Here is a 19,063-nt window from a genome sequence, read left to right on the forward strand (position 1 = left end):
GGCAACACCACAGGGTTTACACCATGCACGTTCCGGGGACTCCGTTGAGGGCGCAGGAACAGGCTGAGAAGACACGGTTTTGCAAGGAATGCGGGCGTTCAGCGACAATCCACGATGCCCTTGCGTGCCATGCGCATGCGCAGCCCGAAGCCCTTTGTTTCCGACCCAAACACCATCATGAAGCGCACTTGGCTCCTCTTTTCACAGGCCGTGACCGTACTGGTTGCCGCCTATTTCGTCGTCGCCACGCTCCAGCCCAGCTGGCTGCAGCGCGGCGCTACGCTGTCGGGCGCGGGCATTGCGCTGATTGAGGCACCGCCGTCCAACGCCGCGCCGCCCGCGCCGGGCAGCTTCAGCGTGGCCGCGCGCAAGGCGGCGCCGGCAGTGGTCAGCATCAACACCAGCAAGGCGGCGGTGCGCAACCCGCGCAGCAACGACCCTTGGTTCCAGTTCTTCTTTGGCGACCAAGACAACCAGCCGCAGGCAGGGCTGGGCAGCGGCGTGATCATCAGCCCCGACGGCTACATCCTGACCAACAACCACGTCGTCGAGGGTGCCGACGAGATCGCGGTCACGCTCACCGACAGCCGTCACGCCCGCGCCCGCGTGATCGGCACCGACCCCGAGACCGACCTGGCCATCCTGAAGGTCGAGCTCGACAAGCTGCCGGTGATCGCGCTGGGCAACTCGGACGAGCTGGCCGTGGGCGACCATGTGCTGGCCATCGGCAACCCGTTTGGCGTGGGCCAGACGGTGACCAGCGGCATCGTCAGCGCCCTGGGCCGCAGCCAGCTGGGCATCAACACGTTCGAGAATTTCATCCAGACCGACGCGGCCATCAACCCCGGCAACTCGGGCGGCGCGCTGGTCGATGTGTACGGCAACCTGCAGGGCATCAACACCGCCATCTACTCGCGCTCGGGCGGCAGCATGGGCATCGGCTTTGCCATTCCCGTGTCCACGGCCAAGATGGTGCTCGACGGCATTGTCAAAGACGGTCAGGTCACGCGCGGCTGGATCGGCGTGGAGCCCAGCGAACTCTCGCCCGAACTGGCCGAAACCTTTGGCGTCAAGGCCACCGAGGGCGTGATCGTCACCGGCGTGCTGCAGGGCGGCCCGGGCGCACAGGCCGGCATGCGCCCTGGCGACGTGATCTTGCGCGTCGGCGACAAAGCCATCACCAGCGTGCCCGCGCTGCTCAGCACCGTGGCTGCGCTCAAACCGGGCGCGCCAGCCAACTTCCAGGTGCTGCGCGGCGAGCGCACGCTCAACCTGGGCGTCACGCCCGGCCTGCGGCCCAAGCCGCCGCGCGCCCTCCTGCAGCGCTGACCAAGGCTGCGGCAGCGCAGCCCCAGACGCTATAAAAAACATAGCTTCCAGCGCTTACCCATAGGGCGCTGGAAGCCATTTTTATGCAAAACCCGTCAGGACGACGCCGGCTGGTCCGCGTCTTCGGGCGCCTTGGTGTGCTTGATGAAAATCTGTGCCGCCCAGATGCCCAGCTCGTACAACAGGCACATGGGTATGGCCAGCGCCAGCTGCGACACCACATCGGGCGGCGTCACGATGGCTGCGATGATGAACGCCAGCACGATGAAGTAGCCGCGAAAGTGCTTGAGCTTCTCGACACTGACCAGCCCCATGCGCGCCAGCACGACCACCACAATGGGCACCTCGAACGCCAGTCCGAACGCCAGGAACATGGTCAGCACAAAGCTGAGGTAGGCCTCGATGTCAGGTGCTGCCGTGATGCTCTTGGGCGCAAAGCTCTGGATGAAACTAAACACCTGGCCGAACACGAAAAAGTAGCAAAAGCACACGCCGATGAAGAACAGCACGGTGCTGGACACCACCAGCGGCATCACCAGCTTTTTTTCGTGCGAATACAGGCCCGGCGCCACAAACGCCCAGACCTGCCACAGCACAAACGGCAGCGCCAGCAGGAAGGCCGCCATCAGCAGGATCTTGAGGGGCACCATGAAAGGCGAAATCACCGAGGTGGCGATCAGCGTGGCCCCCTTGGGCAGGTGCGCCACCAGCGGCGCCGCCAGCAGGTCGTAGAGCGCGCCGGGGCCGGGGTAGAAGAACAGCAGCGCGGCGGCAATGCCCACGGCAATGGAGGCCTTGACCAGGCGGTCGCGCAACTCCATGAGGTGCTGCACAAACGGCTGCTCGGTGCCGGCCAGCTCGTCGTCTTGGGATGGAATATCGGACATGTTGAGGTGCTGCGGGCCCTAGGCCCGCACAGGCTGCGCAATGCGCCGCAGCATCAATGGAATTTCTGCGGCCGGTAGCGCGCCACGCGCGCCGCGCCCGACAGGGCCTTGGTGCGAACACCGTTGCGCGACTTGTACCACTGCGGCATCGCGCCGCGCTTGAGGCGCCAGTTCTTGCCGGGGTGGCGGTAGGCCGGCACCAGCGCACGGCCCAGATCGTCCAACCCGGACGCCGACGCGTCGGCCGTGTGCGTGGTCTCGGCCCAGTCCTTTTCGAATTCTTTGGCGCTGGTGTGGATGGACTGTTCGACGTCTCGCGCCGCACCCTCCACCGTGTCCTTCATCTTCTTGAGCTCGTCGAGCTCCATGGAACGATTGACCTCGGCCTTGACGTCGGACACATAGCGCTGCGCCTTGCCGAGCAAGGTGCCCACGGTGCGCGCCACGCGCGGCAGCTTCTCGGGCCCGATGACGATGAGTGCCACCGCGCCGATCAGCGCCATTTTGGACAGGCCGATATCAATCATGCGTGCACGCGCTCAACGACTCAGCTCTTTTGCTTGGCTTCGACATCGATGGTGGTCTTGTCGGTCGCGGCCTGGTTGGCGACCTGGCCCGCGGGGGGCGTGGCAGCGGTGGCGTCGGCCGAGCCGTCCTTCATGCCGTCCTTGAAACCTTTGACGGCGCCGCCCAGATCAGAACCCATGTTCTTGAGCTTCTTGGTGCCAAACACCATAACGACGATCAGCAGCACGATCAGCCAGTGCCAGATGGAAAACGAGCCCATGAAATATCTCCTAAGGAATGCGGTTCATTTTAGACGGCGGATATGACCAAAGGGTATTCACCCTGCCACATCCATGGCGCGGCCCGTCAGCCGCGCAACCAGGGGCGCGGCCCGCCCATGACGTGCAGGTGCAGGTGGTGCACTTCCTGGCCCCCTTCAAGGCCGGTATTTACCACGATGCGGAACCCCCCCTCGGGATAGGGCCTGCACCCCTGCTCCAGCGCCAGGCGCGGCGCCAGGGCCATCATGCGCCCCAGCAGCCCCGCATGTGCGGGCTCGGTCTGTGCCATGGACGGCAGGTGGAGCTTGGGCACCATCAGGAAATGCACCGGCGCCCACGGATGGATGTCATGGAACGCGAAGATCTCCCCGTCTTCATAGACTTTTCGGGAGGGAATCTGGCCTGCAATGATTTTGCAGAAGAGGCAGTCAGGGTCGTGCATGGTCAAACAAAAAAGCGGCAGTGCAACACCGCCGTTACAGGATCAGAAGGGATGGTGGTGGGCGAGATCCAGGGTCGCACGCACGCCCAGGTCTTTGCGGTGGGCGTGCAGCCACTTCTGGCCCGCCGCACGACCGAGTTCGAACAGCTGGCGCACAAAGGCCAGGTCGGCGCGCGATTTGCTGGTCGCACCAAAACCCGCCAACTCCGTGCCCCCGTCGATGCGGTGCATGCGCACGTCCTTGTAGCGGCCGGGGTCCAGCTTGCCTTCAGCGAGCAGGCGGCGCACGAATTCGATGGCCCGCAACTCTGCCAGCAGGCTGGCATTGAAGGTGACTTCGTTCAAGCGCTCCATGATTTCGGGCACGGTATTGGGCACGCTCAAGTGCTCGATCGGATTGATCTGCACCAGCAAGATGTCGCTGCAGTCGGTCTGGTAGATCAAGGGGTAGAGCGCCGGGTTGCCGGAATAGCCTCCGTCCCAATAGGGTTCGCCCCCGATTTCGACCGCCTTGAACACCAGCGGCAGGCAGGCCGAGGCCATCACCACATCGACGCTCAGGTGTGCACCCGAGAAAATCTCGCCGCGCCCGGTGCGCACATTGGTCGCGCAGACAAACAGCTTGGGCCCAGCCTTGGCGGACGCCAGCAGATCGAAGTCCACCTCCTGCTCCAGCAGCTTGCGCAGCGGATTGATGTTCATCGGGTTGCTCTGCGCCGGTGCCAGCCAGGGCGTCAGGTTCGCCAGCGAAGGAAAAACCTGCGCCAGCGGCGCGCCCCACATCAGGCTGCCCATGGTGCCCACGCCCTCCCACAGCCGCGTGAGCGTGGCGCGCGCCAGCGCCGCGCCGGCCGCGCGCGCTTCTGCGGGGTCCTTGTGCTGCTGCGCCGCCTGCGCAAAACCGTGGGCCAGGGCCACCGCGTTCATGGCGCCGGCACTGGTGCCGCTGATGCCGTCAAAATCCAGCTGACCGTCTTCGAGCAGCGCGTCCAGCACGCCCCAGGTCAGCGCGCCATGCGAGCCGCCGCCTTGCAGGGCCAGGTTGAGGCGCTGGGTGGCGCGGGGCTCAGGCATCGACCGCCTGGTTCTTGTTCATGGCCACCATACCGCGCACGATGCGGTAGAGGAACCAGACCGAGATCAGGCCCCAGGCGATCCACCCCGGCAGGAAGAACAGCAGCCACAACGGCGCAGTGACGACGTAGAGCACGCCGGCCCACAGCACGCTGCGGATGCGCCACGAGAAATGGCTGGCCTGCCAGGTGCTTTGGGCATCGCCGCGCTTGACGAGATCGATCACCAGCGCAATCAGCAGCAGCGCCACGCTCGGCTGCGCCGAAGGGAGCACCGCGCCCACGGCCACCACCAGATGCAGCACGTAGCTCACCCAGCCCCAGGCCTTGAGTCCCTCGGCCCTCTGGGCGTCCGTTTGCACATCAATGATGTCGTTCATGGCTTGGCCCCTTCCTGCACTGCGCGCGCAACCGCCTTGCGCAAGGCTTTTTCCTCGATGCCGCTGGTGCCTTCGCGGCGCTCCAGCTCGGCAATCACGTCGGCGGGGGCCAGGCCATAGTGCGCCAGCGCGATCATCGAGTGAAACCACAGGTCGGCAACTTCGTAGAGCAGCTTCCCCGGATCGGCCCCATGGTCCACATCCTTGGCGGCCATGACCACTTCGGTGGCCTCTTCGCCAATTTTCTTCAAAAAGGCGTCGGGCCCCTTGTGCAGCAGGCGGGCCACATAGCTCTTGTCGGGGTCGCCGCCATTGGCGGCCTTGCGGCTCTCAATGATGGCCGCCAGGCGCGCCAGCGCGTCGTGCGAGTGCGTCGCAGAAAGTGGAGAAGTGCTCATGGGCATCACTTGTAGATGGATTGCGGGTCTTTCAAGACCGGTTCGCTGGCCTGCCAAGCGCCGTCGCGCAGAACGCTGAAGAAGCAGCTGTGGCGCCCCGTATGGCACGCGATGCCCGGCGTGTGGCCTTGCTGCGTGACCAGGAGCAAGACCACGTCGTTGTCGCAGTCGATGCGGATCTCGTGCACGGTCTGCACGTGGCCCGACTCCTCGCCCTTGAACCACAAGCGCTGGCGCGAGCGGCTGAAATACACGGCGCGCCCCAGCTCGGCCGTCTTTTGCAGCGCCTCGCGGTCCATCCAGGCGAACATCAGCACGTCTTTCGTGCCTTTTTCCTGAGCGATCACGGGCACCAGCCCCTGCGCGTCCCACTTCACTTCATTGAGCCAGTTCATGCAGAGGATTGTCGGTGATTTGCGTCGCCGGCACCGGCGTGCATGAACCCTGCCACTTCTGCTCCTATTGCAGCCAATTAGATGGCAATTTACCGACAATTTGTTGACGTTTGGGGAAAACACTACGTTCGTTCAACCCCTTCGGAAGTACAGTCAGACTGCGTCAACGCCATTGCCTCATCCGCACCTCAATGAACCGCCCTGCCCCCTGGAAGACCTCCTCTCGCCTGCGCGAACTGCGTGAGCACACCCGCTCGGCTGCACGGCTGTGCATGCCATGAGCACACCTGCGTCCCCAGGCGGCGCGCCGCTGCTTTCCGTGCGCTCGCTGGCGGTGGAGTTCAAAGTGCCTGGCGGGCGCTTTCGCGCTGTGGACGGGCTGAGCTTTGACGTGCATGCAGGCCGCACGGTCGCCATCGTGGGCGAGTCGGGATCGGGCAAGTCGGTCACCTCGCAGGCAATCATGCGCCTGACCGACTATTCGGGCGGAGAGATCGTGGAAGGCGAGATCCTGTTCCACTCGCCGCGCAGCGGCGTCCAAAACCTGCGCACGGCCAGCGACGACGCCCTGCGCGCGATCCGCGGCAACGAGATTGCGATGATCTTCCAGGAGCCCATGACATCGCTGAACCCGGTGTTCACGATTGGCAACCAGATCGCCGAGTCGCTGATCCTGCACCAGGGCCTGAGCGCGGCGGAGGCGCGCCGACACGCCCACGCCCTGCTGCAGAAGGTGCGCCTGCCCGATGCCGAGCGCTTGCTCGACACCTATCCGCATGCCCTCTCGGGCGGCATGCGCCAGCGCGCCATGATTGCCATGGCGCTGGCCTGCCAGCCGGCGCTGCTGATTGCCGACGAGCCCACGACGGCCCTGGATGTAACCATCCAGGCGCAGATCCTCAACATCATCCGCGAGCTGCAGCGCGACCTGCACACGGCCGTGGTCTTCATCACCCACGACATGGGCGTGGTCGCACAAATGGCCGACGACGTGGTGGTGATGTGGCGCGGCCGCCAGGTCGAACACGGGCCGGTGGCGCAGATCTTCAACGCGCCCCAGCACCCCTACACCCGCGCACTGCTCTCAGCCGTGCCGCGGCTCGGTGCGCTGCGCGGCCAGCCGTTTCCGAAGCGCATGCCGCTCACGGTGCTGGACGGCGACACCTTGTGCGAAGTGGGCACCGAGCAGGTGCAGGACACCGCCGACGCCAGCGCGCCGCTGCTCACCGTCGACAAGCTCACCACCCGCTTCGACATCGCGCACAACCTGTTCGGCCGCGTTACCCACCGCGTGCACGCGGTGGAGGAGGTCAGCTTCGAGATCTACCCGGGCGAAACCCTGGCGCTGGTGGGCGAGTCGGGCAGCGGCAAGACCACCATCGGCAAGACGCTGCAACAGCTCGTCGCGGCCTCCAGCGGCACCATCCGCTTTGCCGGGCAGGACATTGCGCAACTCGATGCCGCGGGCCGCATGCGGCTGCGCCAGGACATCCAGTACATCTTCCAGGACCCGTTTGCCTCGCTGGACCCGCGCAAGACCGTGGGCTTCAGCATTGCCGAGCCCATCGTCACGCACCGGCTGCTGGCGCGGGCCCAGGACCTGGAGCGGCGCGTTGCCGAGCTGCTCGAGTGCGTGGGCCTCCAACCCGCGCATGCGCACCGCTATCCGCACGAGTTTTCGGGCGGCCAGCGCCAGCGTGTCTGCATTGCCCGCGCGCTGGCCTGCAACCCCAAGCTGGTGATTGCCGACGAGTCGGTGTCGGCGCTCGACGTGTCCATCCAGGCGCAGATCATCGACCTGCTGATGGAATTGCAGGCACAGCGCGGCCTGTCCTACCTGTTCATCACGCACGACATGGCGGTGGTCGAGAAGATCAGCCACCGCGTCGCGGTGATGTACCTGGGACAGATCGTCGAGATGGGCCGGCGCCAGGACATCTTCGAGAACCCCCAGCACCCCTACACGCGCCGGCTGCTGGCGGCCGTGCCCGTGGCGGAGCCGGGCCGCAGCATCGACGCACGGCTGATCGAGGGCGAGATCCCGAGCCCCGTGCGCCGCGTGGGCCAGGAGCCGCAGATCCTGACACTGGTCGAAACCACGCCGGGCCACCGGGTCGCGCAGCCGGCCCTGCTTTCCTAGACACCCTGCCCATTCCCCTTTTTGTGGCTCTGCACCCCGAGAGCCAGTCCTTGCAACCAGGAGACCTCCATGAAGCTGAAAAACTTCTTCGCCACCACCAGCCTGGTGCTTGCCACGCTGGCGGCGCCTTCCACGCATGCGGCCGGAACGCTCACCGTCGCGCTGCACCAGGACCCCGGCAATTGGGACCCGATCGCCACTTTCCTGGTGGCGTGGGGCGCGGTGGGCAGCCAGGTGTTTGACGGCCTGATCATGCGCACGCCCGACATGAAGCTGGTGCCCGGCCTGGCCACCAAGTGGGAATTCCTGGACAAGAACACCAAGCTGCGCTTCACGCTGCGCCAGAACGTGAAATTCCACAACGGCGAGCCTTTCGACGCCGAGGCCGTCAAGTTCACCTTCGACCGCCTGCTGGGCGATGAAGGCAAGAAAGGCCCGCAGCAGTCCAACTACAACGCCATCGACAAGGTGGTGGTGGTCAACGCGAACACGGTCGATTTCATCCTGAAAAACCCCGATCCTGTGTTGCTGACCAAACTGGCCGGCTACGGCGCCATGATCGTTCCGCCCAAGTACATCAAGGAAAAGGGCAGCCAGTACTTCGGCATGAACCCCGTGGGCACCGGTCCGTTCAAATTCACGGACTACAAGCCCAAGGTGAGCCTCTCGTTCGAGCGCAACGACGCCTATTGGGGCGGCGCGCCCAAGCTGGACCAACTCGTGTACCGCTTCATCAGCGAGCCCGCCACGCAGGCGGCCGAGTTGCAGGCCGGCCGCGTGGACGTGGCCAACCAGATCCCGCTGGCGCTGATCGGCACGATCAACAAGGACAGCAAGCTGTCCGTGGTCAGCATGGACGGGCCCGTGGCCCTCGCGTTGCGCTACAACACCCAGCGCGGCATCATGAAGAACCCCGAGGTGCGCAAGGCACTGACCATGGCCGTGGACCGCGACGCCATCATCAAGACCATTCTGCTGGGCCAGGCCAAGCCGATCGCCAGCTTCCAGGGCGCGCTGTCGTTTGGCAACGACCCGAACCTCAAACCCCTGCCGTTCAACCCCGCGCAGGCCAAGGCCATGCTGCAGAAGGCCGGCGTCAAGCCCGGCACGCAGATTCAGCTCGACTTCCGCGGCCCCGACAGCAACTTCCGCGAAGTGGCGCAGGCCGTTGCCGGCTACCTCGGTGCCGTGGGCATCACGGTGTCGCTCAAGCCCTACGAGACCAACGTGCTGATCAACGACATCATCCCGAGCGGCAAGACCGGCGAGATGTGGCAGAACCAGTGGGGCGGCTGGACCTTCGACTACGACAACACGGCCTACGCCATGTACTACACCAAGCAGCGCTGGAACCCGTTTGACGACGATCCCAAGCTCAACGCCCTGCTGCACACCCAGCGCAACACCTGGGACCAGGACGCGCGCAAGGCCACGCTGCAGGAGATCGCCCGCTATGTCGCCAGCCAGGCGCTGGAGATGCCGCTCTACAGCCTCAACACCGTCTACGGCGTGAACAAGCGCGCCAAGAACCTCGGCTTGCCGGGCGACGGGCGCTTCCGCTTCGTCGACGCCACCGTCGAATGAACGCTTGAGCCCTCTGCCTTGAAACGACCGATACCATGAGCGGATTCCTCTTCAAGCGGCTGCTGCAGGCGATCTTCGTAGTGCTGGTGGTGTCGCTGTTCGTCTCATATGCCGTGCGCCTGTCGGGCGATCCGGCCGTCATGCTGAGCCAGGGCGCGGGCAGCGTGACCGAGGAAGACCTGCAGAATATCCGCCAGGGCCTGGGGCTGGACCGGCCCTTCCTGGTGCAGTACGCGGAGTTCGTGCGCGGCGCCGTCACCGGCGACTTCGGCCGCAGCTTCCTGGGCGGTACGCCCGTGAGCCGCCTGATCGGCGACGCGCTGCCCGCCACGCTGGCGCTGGCGCTGGTGTCGCTGCTGGTGTCGGTGGCGGTGTCGGTGCCGCTGGGCATCCAGGCCGCGGTGCACCAGGGCAAGGGGGTGGACCAGTTCATCCGCATCGTCTCGCTGGTCGGCCTGTCGTTTCCGAACTTCTGGCTGGCCATCATGCTGGTGCTGCTGCTGTCCATCACGTTCCCGCTGCTGCCGCCCTCGGGCTGGGACGGGCCGGCGAGCCTCATCATGCCGGCGCTGACCATGGCCATCATCCTGTCGGCGACCAACGTGCGCCTGGTGCGCACCTCCATGCTCGAGACGCTGTCGGCGCAGTACATCATGGTGGCGCGCAGCAAAGGCCTCAAGGACCGCGTGGTGCTCTACAAGCACGCGCTGCGCAACTGCGCCATTCCGCTCATCACCTACATCGGCCTGCAGTTCGGCAACCTGATCGGCGGCATCGTGGTGGTCGAGAAAGTCTTCAACTGGCCCGGGCTGGGCACGCTGGCCTTCGACGCCATTGCCAGCCGCGACTACCCCGTGCTGCAAGGCACCGTGACGCTCCTGTCGGTCATGATCGTGTCGGCCAACCTGCTGGTCGACATCGCCTATGGCCTGGTCGACCCCCGCATCCGCAGCAAATGAACGCATCCGCCTCCGTCCCTTCGACCCCGCAAGCGCGCACCTTCCAGTGGCGTTCGCTCGAATTCATCCTCGGCGCGGTGCTCACGGGCGCCATGCTGGCGCTGGTGCTGACCTCGGTCTGGATCTTCCCCGACCGTGGCTCGGCCATGGACCTGGCCGCGCGCCTCACGGCCCCGTTCACCACCTGGGCGCACCCGCTGGGCACCGACCCGCTGGGCCGCGACGTGCTGGCGCGCGTGCTGGTGGGCGGACGCATCTCGTTGTGGGTGGGCTTTGCCTCCGTGGCGGGGGCTTCGCTCATCGGCATCGCGATCGGCCTGGTGGCGGGCTACTACCGGGGCTTCTGGGACATGTTCCTGATGCGCTGCGTGGACGTGCAGCTGGCCCTGCCCTTCATCCTGGTGGCGCTGACCTTCATCTCCATCCTCGGCGGCGGCCTGGGCAACATCATCCTGTTCATGATCATTTCGCAATGGGTGCAGTACGCGCGCCTGGTGCGCGGCATGGTGCTGTCGGTGCGCGAGCGCGAATATGTGCAGGCGGCGCGCTCGTTCGGTGTGCGCGACCTGGCCATGGTGCGCCACCACATCCTGCCCAACGTGATCGGGCCGGTCATCATCCTGGTCATGCTCAACGTGGCCAACAACATCCTGCTCGAGAGCAGCCTGACCTTCCTCGGCCTGGGTGTGGACCCTCTGATCCCCAGCTGGGGCGGCATGCTGGCCGACGGCCGCACCTATATGCAGACCGCGTGGTGGGTCAGCGTCTTCCCCGGCGTGGCGATCATGCTCACGGTGCTGGGCCTGAACCTGCTCGGCGACTGGCTGCGCGACCGCATCGACCCCACCGGAAAGCTCTGACATGGACACCCCCGTGCTGCTCGACCTGCAGGTGCCGCGCACGCTCGACGCCTGGGTGCGCCAGTTCGAGGCGCCGCCGTGGCGCGGCGCCAACGTCGAAGGTTGGCTGTTCGAGGGCCCGGACGCGCGCCGCGCGGCCGAGCAGCGCCTGCGGGCAGCCGGCGTGCGGGCGCGCCTGCGCAGCGCCTACAAGCCGCTGGTCCACAGCTTCCTCGAAGACGTAGACTGTGCCCGCCTGGTCGCCGTGCACCTGACCTACCCCGCGCCCGCGCACGCCGCCCCGCGCCGCTTTCTGCTCGAGGCCTACCCGCTCGCCGGCCTGCTGCCGGCCGGCTGCACGCTGCAGTGCACGCCCGGCGGCGAAGACCTGCATTACCAGCTGGACCTTACGTACGGCAGCGGCGAGCGCGTGGAGGCGCGCGTGTTCGCCCCCAACCGCGTGCACACCGACCACCTGGGCAGCACGCAGCTCTCGCCCACCGGCTGGCTGCGCACCGGCGCACCCCAGGGTGGTGGCGCGGCCCTCGACGGCCCCCAGGCCACCGATTGCGAGCAGCTCTTCGACCATGCCGTGCGCACCGTGCAGCAGCACCCATGGCCGGTGCAGGAGCCCTATTTCGAGCGGCTGGACCTGCGCGTGGACCTGCCGGGCATCGAGCTGCCGCTGGCCGTGGGCCATGAATGCATCAGCCTGGCCGAGGCGCTGCACGAAGACCTGTATTTCTCGCTGCTCGAAGTGTTCCAGCGCCACTCGGGCCGGGCCGCCAGCGACCGCCGCCTGCAGCCCGGCCAGATCGTGCCCGACGTGCGCCACGGCGCGCCCGCCGTGCGCATCGCGCTGCAGCCGTTCGCGGCGCAGGCGCAGGACCGGCTGGGCCCGCCCCCCGAGCCACTGCCGGGCACGCCGCTGGAGCGGCTGGCGCACCCGGCGCACCCGCAGCGCATCGCCGCCGAGATGGCGCGGCTGCCGGGCCAGCGCTTTGCTGCCACCTCGCGCCAGGGCCGCGCGGTGCTCGGCCTGTACCACCGCGGCCCGGGCGCTGCCGTGTTCATCAGCGGCGGCCAGCACGCCAACGAAACCTCGGGCGTGGTGGGCGCGCTGCGCGCGGCGCAGCAGCTGCAGGCCGCAGGCAGCGCGCACTTCGCCCTGATCGCGCTCGAGAACCCCGACGGCTACGCGCTGCACCGCGAGCTGTGCGTGCAGCACCCGCGGCACATGCAGCATGCGGCGCGCTACAGCGCGCTGGGCGACGACATCGAATACCGCGAGCAGGCGCCGCTGTACGAGCGCGCTGCGCGCGAGCAGGCACTGGCGCTGTCGGGCGCGCAGCTCCATGTCAACCTGCATGGCTACCCGGCCCATGAATGGACGCGGCCGCTCACCGGCTATGTGCCGCGCGGCTTTGGCCTGTGGACGATTCCCAAGGGTTTCTTTCTGATCCTGCGCCACCGGCCGGGCTGGCAGGCCGAGGGGCGCGCCCTGCTCGAACAGGTCTGCGCCGCCTTGGCCCGGGTGCCGGGCCTGTCCGCCTACAACGCGCGGCAGATGGCGCTGTACGCGCAGCATGCGGGCGAGCTGCCGTTCGAGCAGATCCAGGGATTTGCCTGCACGCAGAGCGAAAACCCGCTGCCCGGGCCGCCGGTCACGCTGATCACCGAGTTTCCCGACGAGACCGTGGCGGACGGCGATTTCCGTTTTGCGCACACCGTGCAGTGCGCGGCCGTGCTGGCCGCCGTGCAGGCCTGGCAGGGCCTGGCGCGGCCTGCGGCGGGCTGACAGGCCGGCGCAAAACTATCAAAAACATAGCTGCTGGCGCTTGCTGCACAAGCGCCAGAGCCCTATTTCACTAAAATTCCTGCGTGCAGCTGCGTTCAGCGCAGCGCGGGCGCGCGCTGCAGCGTTTGCAGCGCACCGGCACCGACGGCGGCGCCAAAGCGCTTGGCCAGGCGCTCGGCGACGTTGTCGCGGCGCGTGTAGTCGATGACGTCTTCGGCCTTCACGACCTCGCGGGCCACATAGTCGAGGCTGCCCAGCCGGTCCGCCAGCCCCATGTCGACCGCCTGCTGGCCGGTCCAGAACAGGCCGCTGAAGGTCTCGGGCGTGGGCTTGAGCCGCTCGCCGCGGCCGGCCTTGACGGCGGCAATGAACTGCGCGTGGATCTGGTCGAGCATGGCCTGCGCGTACTCGCGCTGCCTTTCGGTCTGCGGGCTGAACGGGTCGAGGAAGCCCTTGTTCTCGCCCGCGGTCAACAGGCGCCGCTCCACGCCCAGCTTTTCCATGGTGCCGGTGAAACCGAAGCCGTCCATGAGCACGCCGATGCTGCCGACAATGCTGGCCTTGTCGACAAAGATGTCGTCGGCCGCCGCTGCGATGTAGTAGGCAGCCGAGGCACAGGTTTCTTCCACCACGGCATACAGCGGCTTCTTGTGCTTGGCCTTGAGGCGCACGATCTCGTCGTAGATGATGCCGGCCTGCACCGGGCTGCCGCCCGGCGAGTTGATCAGCAGCACCACGGCCTTCGAGCCGTCGTCCTCGAAGGCGCTGCGCATGGAAGCGATGACGAATTCGGCGCTGGCCTCGGCGCCGGCGGAAATTTCGCCCTTGATGTCGACCACCGCCGTGTGCGGACCGCTCTTGGCCGCCGTGGCCATGTCGCGCGACAGGAAGGCCCAGGCGATGAAGACGAAAAACGCCAGCCAGGCCAGGCGCGTGAAGGTGCGCCAGCGGCGCGCCGCGCGCTGCTCGGCCAGCGTGGCCAGGGCCAGCTTTTCGAGCACGCCGCGCTCCCAACCCGGCGCCCCGGGCTCGACTTTAGCTCCTGAAACAGGAGCTGCTTGCGCCCACAGGTCGGGCATTTCAGGCGGATTTTTATCGGATCCGCTGGAGGTGGGCTCGGTCATATCAGAAGAGGACGGGTTGGAGGTTGTAAGCAGTATGCCAGTGCACCACGCCGCCGTGCTCCGACAGTGTGATCTTCACCAGAGCGCCCCGGCAGGGGCCGCCGGCGCAGGCGCCGGTGTCTGGCGCATAGGCCGCGCCGTGCGTGGCGCACAGCAGCCAGCGGCCGCTGTCGTCGAACACGCGGTTGGGCTGGTAGTCCATCTCCATGGCCACGTGGGTGCAGCGGTTCAGGTAGGCCTGGGGCTGCCCCTGAAAGCGGATGGCGAAGGCCCGGCAGGTCTGGCCGGCGTAGCACACGTCGAACGGCACGGCCAGCCCGCCGTCCACCAGGTCGCGGCTGTGGCAGAGGGCCACGGCGTGGTCGTCAGGGGCAGTCATGATGGACAGCGTCCGCCAAGAGGGTCAGGCTTCGCGCCGCAGCCAGTCGTGCAGCTCGGCCACCGACGCGGCAACGGCCAGCGGCTGCAGCGCGGCAAAGCCCTCGGTCGTGTGCGCGCCATAGGCCACGCCCACGCTGGCGCAGCCGGCGTTCAAGGCCATCTGCAGGTCGTGCGTGGTGTCGCCGATCATCAGCGTGCGCTGCGCCGGCACGCCGAACTCGGCCATCAGCTCCTGCAGCATTAGCGGGTGCGGCTTGCCGGCGGTCTCGTCGGCGGTGCGCGAGCCGTCGAACACGCCGCGCAGCGCCGCGCTGTGCAGCGCCTCGTCGAGGCCGCGCCGGCTCTTGCCGGTGGCCACGGCGAGCAGGTGGCCGCGCGCGCGCAGGTCGGCCAGCAAGGGCAGCACGCCGCCAAACAGGCTGATGTCGTCCTGGTGGCGCAGGTAGTGGTAGCGGTAGCGGTTGCCGAGCTCGGCGTATTTTTCGGGCGGCACGTCGGGCGCCGCATGGGCCAGCGCCTGCGTGAGCGCCATGCCGATCACGTAGGCAGCGGCCTCGTCGGTGGGCACGGTGCCGCCCACGTCGCGCACCGCGGCCTGGATGCAGCGCACGATGATGGACGTGGAATCGAACAGCGTGCCGTCCCAGTCGAAGGCAATCAGGTCAAAGCGGCGGGGTCGGACAAGGGTCATGGCACAGGGGCGAAGGCGGCCAGTTCGGGGGGCAATTCGGCGCGCAGCTCGGTGCGCGCGCCACTGGCGGGGTGGGTGAACTGCAGGCGCCAGGCATGCAGGAACATGCGCTTGAGGCCCGATTTTTGCAGGCGCTTGTTGAGATCGAAGTCCCCGTACTTGTCGTCGCCCGCAATCGGGTGGCCGCTGCTGGCCAGGTGCACGCGGATCTGGTGCGTGCGCCCGGTCTTGATCGTGACTTCGAGCAGGCTCATCGCGGGCAGGCCCTGCAACGGCACGGCCGGGGCGGTGGCGCGCACCTTGACCAGGGTGATGGAGCGCATGCCATCGGGATCGCCCTCCGTGGTCACGCGCACGCGGCGTTCGCCATCGGGCTGCAGGTACTTGTGCAGCGGCGTATCGATGACCTTCTTGTTCGCGGGCCACCTGCCGGTGACCAATGCCAGGTAGGTCTTGCCGGTCTCGCGTTCGCGGAACTGGTCCTGCAGGTGCGTGAGTGCGCTGCGCTTCTTGGCCACCAGCAGGATGCCCGAGGTTTCGCGGTCGAGCCGGTGCACCAGCTCCAGGAACTTGGATTGGGGCCGCGCCTGGCGCAGCTGCTCGATCACGCCAAAGCTCACGCCGCTGCCGCCGTGCACGGCCACGCCGGCGGGCTTGTCGAGCGCGATCAGGTGCTCGTCCTCGAGCAGGATGGGAAACTCGCGCGCCGGCGCCGGGTGCGCGGCCTTGTCGGCCATTTTCTCGGACACCCGCACCGGCGGCAAGCGCACTTGGTCGCCGCCCTGCACGCGCGTGTCGGCGCTGGCGCGGCCCTTGTTGATGCGCACCTCGCCGCTGCGGATGATGCGGTAGACATGGGTCTTGGGCACGCCCTTGAGCTGGCGGAGTAGGAAGTTGTCGAGCCGCTGGCCGCTCGATTCGGCATCGACCTCGACCATGCGGGCCGACGGTGGCGCGGCGGGTGCGCCGGGCCCCTGGACCCGGTGTGGTGGCGGTTTGGCCCCTATAATGTGTTTCACCTGCGCAGCGTTTTGTAAGTGGTTGATTTGTCTGGAGTTTAGTCCACACGGCCATTTCCCCGCGCGCAGGCAGGTCGATGCCAGCGGGCGTCGTGCACGCAAAGATGCAGGCCAGTTGCCTGCTTTGGCCTGCATGCCGCGCGGCAGGCTGACGCAATTGAAACACTGATACGGAATACCCCAGCTGGCAGTCCACCCCTTGCGGGCCGCGACTACCGGCGGATCGAAGCGAACATGTTGATGCTGGTGATGATGGTCCAATCCCTGGGGCGGCGGCGCTGGCTTCCGCTATGGGCATTGAAAATCACGCCAACGCTCATCCTGCCTGCGCAATCAGCTATTCATTTAATAGCAAAAATGCACTCCCCCAGGCTCGCCCCCATCCACGCGCCCTTGCCACCCCCGCAGAGCTAAAGCCCTGCGGCACCTGGCATACCCGGCAATTCCCTTCGTTTCACAGCGTCAGTCCAGGCATTGTGGGCTCCTCGCGAGCCTGTTGTTTGTTTGGAATCACGGGCCGCAGCCCGGCAGCCAGAGTGCTGCGGCGCTGCCGACCCAGCACATAAAAGGAAACGCATCATGAAGCGGATGCTGATCAACGCCACGCAGCCCGAAGAACGCCGCCTGGCCATCGTCGACGGGCAAAAGCTGCTCGACTACGAAATCGAAATCGAAGGGCGCGAACAGCGCAAGGGCAACATCTACAAGGCCGTCGTCACGCGCGTCGAGCCCTCGCTGGAAGCCTGCTTCGTCGACTACGGCGAAGACCGCCACGGTTTTCTGCCGTTCAAGGAAATCTCCAAGCAGTACTTCGCCCCCGGTGTCTCGCCCAGCCAGGCGCGCATCAACGACGTGATCCGCGAAGGCCAGGAGCTGCTGATCCAGGTCGAAAAAGAAGAGCGCGGCAACAAGGGGGCGGCCCTGACCACCTTCATCTCGCTGGCCGGCCGCTACGTCGTGCTGATGCCCAACAACCCGCGCGGCGGTGGCGTGAGCCGCCGCATCGAGGGCGAGGACCGTGCCGAGCTCAAAGAGAACATGGACCAGTTGGAATACCCCAACGGCATGAGCATCATCGCGCGCACCGCCGGCATCGGCCGCAGCGCGCCCGAGCTGCAGTGGGACCTGAACTACCTGCTGAAATTGTGGAACGCCATCGACGGCGCCGCCAAGGGCGGCAAGGGTGCGTTCCTGATCTACCAGGAATCGAGCCTGGTGATCCGCGCGATCCGCGACTACTTCAACAACGACATCGGTGACATCCTCATCGACACCGACGACATCTACGAGCAGGCGCAGCAGTTCATGGCGCACGTCATGCCCGAGCATGCCGCCCGCGTGAAGCGCTACCGCGACGACGCTGCGCTGTTCAGCCGCTTCCAGATCGAGCATCAGATCGAGTCGGCCTACGCCCGCACCGTGCAGCTGCCCTCGGGAGGCGCCATCGTGATCGACCACACCGAAGCGCTGGTCAGCGTCGATGTGAACTCGGCGCGCGCCATCAAGGGCGGCGACATCGAGGAAACCGCAACGCGCACCAACCTCGAAGCCGCCGACGAAGTGGCGCGCCAGATGCGCCTGCGCGACCTGGGCGGCCTGATCGTGATCGACTTCATCGACATGGAAGAGTCGAAGAACCGCCGCGAAGTGGAAAACCGCCTGCGCGACGCGCTGCGCCAGGACCGCGCCCGCGTGCAGTTCGGCACCATCAGCAAGTTCGGCCTCATGGAAATGAGCCGCCAGCGCCTCAAGCCTGCCCTCTCCGAAGGCTCGTCCATCCCCTGCCCGCGCTGCGGCGGCTCGGGCCACATCCGCGACACCGAATCGTCGGCGCTGCAGATCCTGCGCATCATTCAAGAAGAATCGATGAAGGACAACACGGCCGCCGTGCACTGCCAGGTGCCGGTGGAAGTGGCTTCGTTCCTGCTCAACGAAAAGCGCCCCGAAATCGCCAAGATCGAGCTCAAGCAGCGCGTCACCGTGCTGATGGTGCCCAGCAAGGCGCTGGAGACGCCGAACTACAAGCTCGAGCGCCTCAAGCACGACGACCCGCGCCTGGACCACATCGAGGCCAGCTACACGCTCGCCGACCAGGTGGAAGATCCCACGGCCGTGACGCGCCGCTCGCAGGAGCCGACCAACAAGCAGACGCCCGTGATCAAGGGCGTGCTGCCCGACGCGCCCGCACCGCAGGCCGCGCCGCGCGCCGAAGGCGAAGTGCGTGCCCCACGCCACGCGCCCAGGGCGGCGGCTCCTGCCGCCGCGCCCGCAGCGCCGGTGCGTGCACCGCACGTGCCGCAGGAGCAGGGCTTCTTTGCCTGGCTCAAGAGCCTGTTCGGCTTTGGCGGCGCACCCGCGCCTGGGCTCTCCCCTGCGCCTGCCGCAGCGCCCGCACCGGCCACTTCCGAGGCACCCCAGCGCGAACCCCGCCGTGACGGGCGCGGCGGCGAAGGCCGAGGCCGCCGCAGCGGTGGCCGTGACGGCAACCGCGAAGGCGGCCGCGACGGGCAGCGTGACAGCGCCCGCGAAGGCAGCGCCGACGGCCGCGGCCGCCGCAGTGAACGCAGCGGCGAAGGCCGGAGCGCCGAAGGTCGCAACGCCGAGCCCCGCGCTCCACGCGAAGGCGGACGCGACGTCCGGGGCCGCGAACGCAGCGCCAACGACCTGCAAAACGGCCAGGCACCGGAGCAGGCCCACAGCGATGCGGCCGGCCAGGAGCCCCGCAGCGACGCCCGCACCGACCGCGGCCCCCGCCGCGAACGCGGTGACGGCAGCGCCGCCAATGGCGCTGGCAACGGCCGCCGCGAACGTGGTGAACGTGCGCCGCGCGGAGAAG

Annotated in this window: 19 protein-coding genes; 7 read left to right on the plus strand and 12 right to left on the minus strand. The window is 67.1% G+C overall.

Annotated features, from left to right (window positions below; translation table 11 throughout):
• Window positions 1–177: 177 nt before the first annotated feature.
• Window positions 178–1,329, plus strand: coding sequence for a trypsin-like peptidase domain-containing protein (locus B2J89_RS03025; protein WP_169167749.1), 1,152 nt, complete (start codon window positions 178–180; stop codon window positions 1,327–1,329).
• A gap of 95 nt (window positions 1,330–1,424) precedes the next feature.
• On the opposite strand, the gene tatC is transcribed toward B2J89_RS03025, so the two are convergent.
• The 8 genes from tatC to hisI all read right to left on the minus strand — a co-directional run bounded on the left by tatC (window position 1,425) and on the right by hisI (window position 5,692).
• A complete protein-coding gene (gene tatC, locus B2J89_RS03030) occupies window positions 1,425–2,216 on the minus strand; it encodes a twin-arginine translocase subunit TatC (RefSeq protein ID WP_169167750.1) in 792 nt (263 codons plus the stop codon).
• Window positions 2,217–2,269: 53 nt separating this feature from the next.
• Window positions 2,270–2,743, minus strand: a complete 474-nt coding sequence (gene tatB, locus B2J89_RS03035) for a Sec-independent protein translocase protein TatB (protein WP_169167751.1) — start codon at window positions 2,741–2,743, stop codon at window positions 2,270–2,272.
• Window positions 2,744–2,763: 20 nt separating this feature from the next.
• Window positions 2,764–3,003, minus strand: coding sequence for a Sec-independent protein translocase subunit TatA (gene tatA, locus B2J89_RS03040; RefSeq protein WP_169167752.1), 240 nt, complete (start codon window positions 3,001–3,003; stop codon window positions 2,764–2,766).
• Window positions 3,004–3,089: 86 nt separating this feature from the next.
• Window positions 3,090–3,446: a histidine triad nucleotide-binding protein gene (locus tag B2J89_RS03045; RefSeq protein ID WP_169167753.1), complete on the minus strand. Its 357-nt coding sequence runs from the start codon at window positions 3,444–3,446 to the stop codon at window positions 3,090–3,092.
• Window positions 3,447–3,488: 42 nt separating this feature from the next.
• Complete coding sequence (locus B2J89_RS03050; RefSeq protein ID WP_169167754.1) at window positions 3,489–4,520, minus strand: patatin-like phospholipase family protein; 1,032 nt, start codon at window positions 4,518–4,520, stop codon at window positions 3,489–3,491.
• The gene (locus B2J89_RS03055) at window positions 4,513–4,899 is read right to left on the minus strand and encodes a hypothetical protein (protein WP_169167755.1); all 387 of its coding nucleotides are present in this window, start codon (window positions 4,897–4,899) and stop codon (window positions 4,513–4,515) included. The genes B2J89_RS03050 and B2J89_RS03055 overlap by 8 nt, the downstream gene beginning before the upstream one ends.
• A complete protein-coding gene (locus B2J89_RS03060; protein ID WP_169167756.1) occupies window positions 4,896–5,297 on the minus strand; it encodes a phosphoribosyl-ATP diphosphatase in 402 nt (133 codons plus the stop codon). The genes B2J89_RS03055 and B2J89_RS03060 overlap by 4 nt, the downstream gene beginning before the upstream one ends.
• A gap of 5 nt (window positions 5,298–5,302) precedes the next feature.
• Complete coding sequence (gene hisI, locus B2J89_RS03065) at window positions 5,303–5,692, minus strand: phosphoribosyl-AMP cyclohydrolase (protein ID WP_169167757.1); 390 nt, start codon at window positions 5,690–5,692, stop codon at window positions 5,303–5,305.
• A 277-nt stretch (window positions 5,693–5,969) separates the two neighbouring features.
• Here hisI and B2J89_RS03070 point away from each other — a divergent pair, with 277 nt between their 5' ends.
• The 5 genes from B2J89_RS03070 to B2J89_RS03090 all read left to right on the plus strand — a co-directional run bounded on the left by B2J89_RS03070 (window position 5,970) and on the right by B2J89_RS03090 (window position 13,012).
• A complete protein-coding gene (locus tag B2J89_RS03070) occupies window positions 5,970–7,832 on the plus strand; it encodes an ABC transporter ATP-binding protein (protein WP_169167758.1) in 1,863 nt (620 codons plus the stop codon).
• A gap of 69 nt (window positions 7,833–7,901) precedes the next feature.
• Entirely contained in the window at window positions 7,902–9,416 is a 1,515-nt protein-coding gene (locus tag B2J89_RS03075) for an ABC transporter substrate-binding protein (RefSeq protein ID WP_169167759.1), read from the plus strand.
• Window positions 9,417–9,451: 35 nt separating this feature from the next.
• The gene (locus tag B2J89_RS03080) at window positions 9,452–10,375 is read left to right on the plus strand and encodes an ABC transporter permease (protein ID WP_169167760.1); all 924 of its coding nucleotides are present in this window, start codon (window positions 9,452–9,454) and stop codon (window positions 10,373–10,375) included.
• The gene (locus tag B2J89_RS03085) at window positions 10,372–11,235 is read left to right on the plus strand and encodes an ABC transporter permease (protein ID WP_169167761.1); all 864 of its coding nucleotides are present in this window, start codon (window positions 10,372–10,374) and stop codon (window positions 11,233–11,235) included. The genes B2J89_RS03080 and B2J89_RS03085 overlap by 4 nt, the downstream gene beginning before the upstream one ends.
• 1 nt (window position 11,236) lies before the next feature.
• Complete coding sequence (locus B2J89_RS03090; protein ID WP_169167762.1) at window positions 11,237–13,012, plus strand: peptidase M14; 1,776 nt, start codon at window positions 11,237–11,239, stop codon at window positions 13,010–13,012.
• A 95-nt stretch (window positions 13,013–13,107) separates the two neighbouring features.
• Here B2J89_RS03090 and B2J89_RS03095 read toward each other — a convergent pair whose 3' ends face one another.
• The 4 genes from B2J89_RS03095 to B2J89_RS03110 are packed head-to-tail and all read right to left on the minus strand — an operon-like array spanning window position 13,108 to window position 16,227.
• Window positions 13,108–14,136, minus strand: coding sequence for a S49 family peptidase (locus B2J89_RS03095; RefSeq protein WP_169167763.1), 1,029 nt, complete (start codon window positions 14,134–14,136; stop codon window positions 13,108–13,110).
• Between the two features lies 1 nt (window position 14,137).
• On the minus strand, window positions 14,138–14,515 hold the full coding sequence (locus B2J89_RS03100) for a Rieske 2Fe-2S domain-containing protein (protein ID WP_169167764.1): 378 nt from the start codon (window positions 14,513–14,515) through the stop codon (window positions 14,138–14,140).
• Between the two features lie 24 nt (window positions 14,516–14,539).
• Window positions 14,540–15,208 (minus strand): HAD family hydrolase, encoded by a 669-nt coding sequence (locus B2J89_RS03105; protein WP_169167765.1) that lies wholly within the window; start codon window positions 15,206–15,208, stop codon window positions 14,540–14,542.
• The gene (locus tag B2J89_RS03110) at window positions 15,205–16,227 is read right to left on the minus strand and encodes an RluA family pseudouridine synthase (protein WP_371736110.1); all 1,023 of its coding nucleotides are present in this window, start codon (window positions 16,225–16,227) and stop codon (window positions 15,205–15,207) included. The genes B2J89_RS03105 and B2J89_RS03110 overlap by 4 nt, the downstream gene beginning before the upstream one ends.
• A gap of 579 nt (window positions 16,228–16,806) precedes the next feature.
• On the opposite strand from B2J89_RS03110, the gene B2J89_RS03115 reads away from it, so the two are divergent.
• Window positions 16,807–19,063 (plus strand): Rne/Rng family ribonuclease (locus B2J89_RS03115; RefSeq protein ID WP_240964706.1); only part of this gene is annotated, 2,257 nt, incomplete at its 3' end.

Source organism: Acidovorax sp. SRB_24, from assembly GCF_012931925.1.